The organism is Streptomyces sp. NPDC056222, from assembly GCF_042264065.1.
Lineage (GTDB): Bacteria > Actinomycetota > Actinomycetes > Streptomycetales > Streptomycetaceae > Streptomyces.
In genome coordinates, this window is record NZ_JBHJTL010000047.1 from 57,729 (window position 1) to 63,728 (window position 6,000).

At 67.3% G+C, this 6,000-nt stretch carries 4 protein-coding genes; 1 reads left to right on the forward strand and 3 read right to left on the reverse strand.

From position 1 onward, the window contains the following. Positions 1 to 391: 391 nt before the first annotated feature. The gene (locus tag ACFC0D_RS22205) at positions 392 to 916 is read left to right on the forward strand and encodes a hypothetical protein (protein WP_176733151.1); all 525 of its coding nucleotides are present in this window, start codon (positions 392 to 394) and stop codon (positions 914 to 916) included. Between the two features lie 1,059 nt (positions 917 to 1,975). On the opposite strand, the gene ACFC0D_RS22210 is transcribed toward ACFC0D_RS22205, so the two are convergent. The 3 genes from ACFC0D_RS22210 to ACFC0D_RS22220 all read right to left on the reverse strand — a co-directional run bounded on the left by ACFC0D_RS22210 (position 1,976) and on the right by ACFC0D_RS22220 (position 5,223). Next, on the reverse strand, positions 1,976 to 2,473 hold the full coding sequence (locus ACFC0D_RS22210) for an HAD family hydrolase (RefSeq protein WP_376438525.1): 498 nt from the start codon (positions 2,471 to 2,473) through the stop codon (positions 1,976 to 1,978). Then, the gene (locus ACFC0D_RS22215) at positions 2,416 to 2,667 is read right to left on the reverse strand and encodes a hypothetical protein (RefSeq protein WP_376438528.1); all 252 of its coding nucleotides are present in this window, start codon (positions 2,665 to 2,667) and stop codon (positions 2,416 to 2,418) included. The genes ACFC0D_RS22210 and ACFC0D_RS22215 overlap by 58 nt, the downstream gene beginning before the upstream one ends. Before the next feature lie 315 nt (positions 2,668 to 2,982). Beyond that, positions 2,983 to 5,223: an FG-GAP repeat domain-containing protein gene (locus tag ACFC0D_RS22220; protein ID WP_376438511.1), complete on the reverse strand. Its 2,241-nt coding sequence runs from the start codon at positions 5,221 to 5,223 to the stop codon at positions 2,983 to 2,985. Positions 5,224 to 6,000: the final 777 nt, after the last annotated feature.

The window sequence follows — 6,000 nt, forward strand, 5'->3', positions numbered from 1 at the left end:
GCCCCTGACCAGGTAAATCGGTCAGGGGCTGTTCTCGTGCTTGCTGCCCGTCCATCACCGTGGTTCCCCGTCCGTTCCCACTAGATCGGGCACGGGAGGGGCACGGCTACCTAGCGAGATCGGTCACTTGAGGTCATACAGGCTGCCCGGAAGTCCCTGAGGGCCTGTACTGGGCGCTGCCGGTTGCTGGGGTTGCTGTACTTCGCTGCGGTACAGCAACTGCCCGAGGGCTCCGGAGATGTAGTGGCATCCGGCCGTTGATCCCGGCTCCGCTGAGAGGCCGTTCAGCTCTCATACCAGCCTGAGGCCCTTACGCGTCAGAGCCTCCGGCCGTATGTTCTCTCCTGACAGATACATGATAGGCGGGGGCATGTCAGGACAATTGTTCACCTTGATCGGTGTGCTCGTCGGCGCGGTTGCGTCGTACGTCGGTGGAGCCCTGATGGAGAGATCTCGGTGGCGGCGCCAACTTTCCACACGGTGGGACGAACGTCGCCTGGAGTGCTATCTCCGGTTTGCCGACGCGGTCAAGAGGTTCACCTCGCTGGCAGGTCGTCTGGCTGCAGGCAAGGGACTCTTCGACCTGCCTCAGCCACTCGCCAGGGAGGCCGGCCTGGAGCTGCTGGCCGAAGCTGAGCTTGAGCGTGGCTATGCGTTCGAAGCCGTGCTCCTTATGGGAGACGCGGAATCCATCTCGGCAGCCAGATCGCTACAGCGGCACGCCTGGGTACTGGAACAGTTCGTTCGAGACATGCGCCCAGGTACGTCAGACGACTGGATGAGGGCGTTCCGGGAGTTTCAGGAGAAGCGTGATGAGTTCTACATTGCCGCACGCAACAGCCTCGGCGTCCATGCAAAGTTCCGGCTGCGATCCGAAGATCCAGCCATCCTCAGCCCGGACGCCCGCCACTTGTAGCCACGTCTGGCCGGCGAACAGCACTTTTTCCAATCCTGTTGAGGCTCCGTTGCCTCGTGTATGAGGCGGTTCACCTGCGTTCATGTGCTGTCGGAAGCTCAACTGTTTCCGGCTGTGGTTCCGCCCTGAACGATCGTGTACCGCGCTGAATGAGACGGGAGCCGACGGCCGGGGCCCCGACTCGCGCCGGGGCCCCGGGAGCGTCAGCCCGCGTAGTCGTGGTGGTCGCGGGGGTCGTAGCGGCGTGGTTGCAGGCGGGGCAGAGGGTGAGGTCCTCGGGGTCGTCGGAGCGGGTTGGGGATGACGCCGCCGTCGCACTGGGGGTCGGTGCAGGCCATGGGTGCTCCTTCGAGGTCGGTGCCGCTGTCCTGATGGGCACCGCCCCTCCCGGAATCTGGCAGCCTCCGGATCAGGACAGCGGTGCCGACCGGCAGCAACCACATCGACGCCCCAAAGCGCGGCCTGGACCTGACCACGGTCCCGCACCGCCTCCCCCCACCGCTCAGCACGCATGGACCCAAGCCATCGCGATGCAACGCCCCCGCACAACGGCGCGAGACTGTCCGCAACGCAGGCAGGTCTTGAGACGACACGCTCATCGGCCACGACGAGACCGGTACCGACGCGGAGCGACCACGCTGGCCGGCACCATATCGCGGCAGCAGCTGCTCCCCGCACGCCGATTCCCGGTGGTGCGGTCGCCTCACGCTCCCGTCATCCGTGACGGCGGGGGTACGGAGCCCGGCCCGACTCAGGTCCGGCAGTCGGCTGACCGTGCGCAAGAGGCCACCCCTCCCTCGCCGCTGGCCGTCTTTTGGAACCCCGTCCCGGCCGCAGTCGGCAGCGCTCGTGGCCACGCATGCCATGTGACGGTTGCCGTGCATGTAGGCCCGCCTGAGGCGCTCCCCATCAACCCGAGCCGTAGGCGTGCGGACGGCGGCCGGGCTGGAGCGGGGCGGAGACAGGAGCGCAGGCCCGGGCGACGAGCCGCACGCGCCTGCGCGGCGGGTGCCTTGATGAGGTAGAGAAATTTGTAACAGCTCCCCCGTCGATCCTTGGCTACGCCGTGGTGAGTGCGTCGGCGATGGTCTGCATCTCGTCGGTGATCGTGTCGGCTTGCGCTTCGGCGAACAGGTCGGCCTTGTGGGGCTTGTTGGCGTAGCCGATGACCGTTGTTCCGGCGGCGTGAGCGGCCTGGATGTCCGTGAGCGAGTCACCGATCAGCATGCAGTTCGTGACGTCCATGTGCATCCGCTCGGCCGCCGTGATGAGCGGGAACGGGTTCGGCTTCATCAGGTGGGGCTGCCCTGTGGGGCGACCGACGATCTTCGCGACGTAGTCCGCCAAGCCGTGCAACTCCACGAAGCGTTGAACGCACTCGGCAGAGTTGTTGCTCACCACCGCGACCGCCCTTCCTGAAGCGTGCGCGGCCTGCAGGGCTTCCACTGCCCCTGGTGTCGGTGGGCCGGCCAGTGCGACAGCTTCGACCTCGGCTGGCGTCAGTGCCTGCTCGACCTCCCGGCCGAGCTCGGCGTTCGCCTCGTGGGCGATGCGCAGACCTCGATCGGGTCGTCGGTCTCGGCGGCCTTCGAGCCCGCGGCTGGGTCCTGGGACGAGAGCAGTGCGGTGAGTTGCTTGGCGACGTCGTGGGCGGGCAGTCCGGCGAACACGTCGCACACCGGTCCGTCGAAGTCGAAGAAGATGACTCGCGCGTTCGCCAGGACCGCCGGGAGCTGGTCATCGTGCGTCAAGGTCGAAGTTCCTTCCGATGGTCTCCCAGACGCTGTCGAACCACATGCGGGCCGGCTGCACCTGCTGGGCTCCGCTGGAGGACTCGCCGTCGTGCCTCATGGTGGCCCTGATCTCGGCCGTCGGGCTGCCGGCACTGTGCTGGCAAGCTTGGACATTGGACACGCTGGGGCTGTTTCAGTAGAGCAGCAGAGAAGCCAGCCGCCGCTCGGCTTACACATTTCCCCTTGTTTGTGTGTGCCGGGTCATTGACCGGGGTCCGTACGGTCCGCGGGGCTGAGGCGAGAGACCTGGTCGCTCCACCTCACGCCGGGTGATCAGTAGAGGCTGTTCGGGACCTTGCCCAGAGCCAGCTCGCTGTTGAACAGGTTGTAGTTGTAGAGCGCCCGGCGGCTCGCGAAGGGGGCGCTCCAGCTGCCAGTGCCCTTGTACAGGTACAGGCTGCTGGCGGGAACGGCGCTGTTCATGTTGTGCGCGATCAGGTCGTTCCGGCCATCGTGGTCGATGTCGCCGACGCCGACGAGGCTGGTGTACTGGTTCCACTCGGCGCCGATCTTGATGCGGGGGGCGAAGGTGCCGTCGCCCTTGCCGAGGTGGAGCCAGAGCACGCCGGCGGCGTCCCGGGCGACGACGTCGCCGGCGGGTGCTCCGGCGATGTTGCCAGTGGCGGTGATCTTGTTGTAGATGCCCCAGCCCGCGCCGATCTTCACCCGGGTCGTGTAGGGGGTGCGCCAGCTGCCGGTGCCCTTGTAGAGGTAGAGCCCGCCGCTGGTGTCGGTGGCGAGCAGGTCGGGCTTTCCGTCACCGTTGAGGTCGCTTCCGGCGGTGATCTTGTTGTAGCCGCCCCAGCCCGCACCGATCTTGTAGCGGTTGGCGGTGCCGTCGCCCTTGCCGAGGTGGTGCCAGAGGACACCGCTCTTGTCGCGGGCGACGAGGTCGCCGTGGGCGGCTCCGGCGATGTTTCCGGCGGGGACTATCTGGTCGTACGTGTTCCAGCCCGCGCCGAGGTCCCACGGCTGCAGCGCTACGGTTCCGGCGGTGTTCATGACGTGCTCGCCGTCGAACGCGGTCAGGCGGCCCTGCGCGTTGCGGACGAGCAGGTCGGGCGTGCCGTTGTCGTTGAAATCATGTGGCCTCACCGCGCGGGTCACCGTGAAGCCGCCGGTCCGTACGACGTCCGGGCCGATCCCATTGGCGGGCTTCGCCGTCATCGTCCACGAGTAGGCCCCGTTGTACGCGGGGAGACCGCCCTCACTAAACGTGCCGTTCCACTCGAACTCGAAGGGGCCCGGCGACGTGCGCGGGGGCAGGGGCACGGGCTTCCACTGCTTGCCGGACGCCGTGTGCGTGATGAGCAGACTCACCTTCGCGTTGTGCCGACTGAACGTCCATGATGCTTTCAGGGAACTGCCGTTGCGGTCGAAGTCGATCGCACCGGCCGGCGGTGCGATTTCGTTCGTGAGCGTGAGGACGGTGGGTACGCCGGTGGCCACCAGGAGCGACGCGGCGGGTCGGCCCGCCTCGTCCAGGGCGACCCGGTAGACACCCTCGCCCTGCCCGACCGTGCCGCCCGTGGCGAGCAGGCCGCCGTCGGCGGTCGGAGTGGTGTAGGAGGTGTGGTCCAGGAGACCGACCGTCTCGCCGGTCGTCAACGAACGGGCGGTCGTCCGGTAGATCGGGGTGGAGAGGGGGGACGTGCCGCCGCCTGTCGCGCCGTACACGACCCAGTCGCCCATCAGCTTCACGGTCATGCTGTACGCCTCGCCCAGCGGCGTCCGCTGGACCTCCGTGCTGCCACGCCTGGCGACGGCGAGGGTCGCCCGCGCGTAGGAGGGCCATTCGATCCACGCCAGGTGGGTCGCCGAGACGGCCGAGGCGGAATTGGTGTCGGTCGTAAGGGCGTCGTAGGTTTCGACGACCGAGGCGGTGGCAACGTCCACGAGGGACACCCGGTTGTGGTCGACGCCGTCTGTACGGGTGCGGTGGTGGACGATGAGTGTGTCGGGCCCGCTGCTCTCGAACCGCACGTACGTGGAGCCCTCGGGGATGCCCGTGAGCTTGCGGTCGACCACCTGCCCCTGCTCCTTGCTGATCAGGTGCACTTCGCGATGGTTGTTGATGTACGTCTGCGCGACGAGTGTCGTCCCCATGTACCGGAGCGGGGTGTAGGCCCGGTCGAGGGCACTGGTGTCGAAGGCCACGAGGTCGGTGCCCGTGGACATGTCGATGTACGTGTAGGTGGTGCCCTCGATCCGGACGACGATGTCCGTGCCGGCGCTTCCCCCGTACCGCAGCCCGGGCAGCCTGGTCTGGACGCCGTCCTGGTGACGCGTCCACGTGAAGACACGGGTCGAGCCCTCCGGGTGGCTCGTCAGGAAGCCCGTCGGGCCGCTGATCACGACGCCCGTGCCGGCCGGCATGGTGAGGACGTCCTGCTGGTCCGCGCTGAGGGCAGCGGCAGGGGAGCTCGGGGCGGCCGCGACGGCCGGGGTGGCCAGTCCGGTGGCGGCGACGGCAAGCACAGTCGCGACGGCTGCTGCGAGACGCCGCTGGGGCATGCCTACGAGGTTCAAAATGGGTCCCCCTAGAGGTACAGGGCACGGTGGAACAACCACCGTGCCCTGTAGCCGACTCGCGGGGAGATCGAAAGGTTGTGCGCCGTGCCAGAACAGGGTCGCGGGCGACATTCCGAGGTGGCCAGCTCGCCTCGGCGCCAGGCTGGAACATGGGGGTGTCACAGCCGTCACGACGTCACAGAACCCCGTGACCTGGGTCAACGTTTCCCCCGATGCTGTGACACCCCCAACGAAAGCTCGGCCAGATTGGACCAAGGGGCCCGGGGGAGGGCCCTTCCGCGGTCATGTGACGCACGTCATGACCGCGCATCAGCAGCACGGCGTCACATCTGAAAGCTGGCGCCCCGTAACCAGTACGAGGGATTCGAAACTTCGTCCGCAAGACGACGCTCGTGGAGTACGCCCAGGGCAAAGGGGGGCCACCGCTGTGCCTGTCAGGTAGTGGGTGGGAAGTACGAGTGTCCTCCGGCTCGATGGGCACGCCCACGCCACCCCTCAAGCCGGAGATATGCAGTCAGGGCGTCGCTGGCCCCTAGGGGCCGTGGCAACCGTGGGCCATCTGTGGTCCACGGAGCTGAATGGCGGTCGTGTTGCACTCATGACTGCAGGTGAGAGCGCGGTAGACGGCTTAGGCGTAGCGCTCTTGAAAACCGTCGTGGCGCGAGTCACCGTGGGTTCAAATCCCACACCCACCGCTTGCAGGTCAGAGAAACAGCACGTCAGAGGGCGGGCCCCGGATTCCGGGGCCCGCCCTCCGTG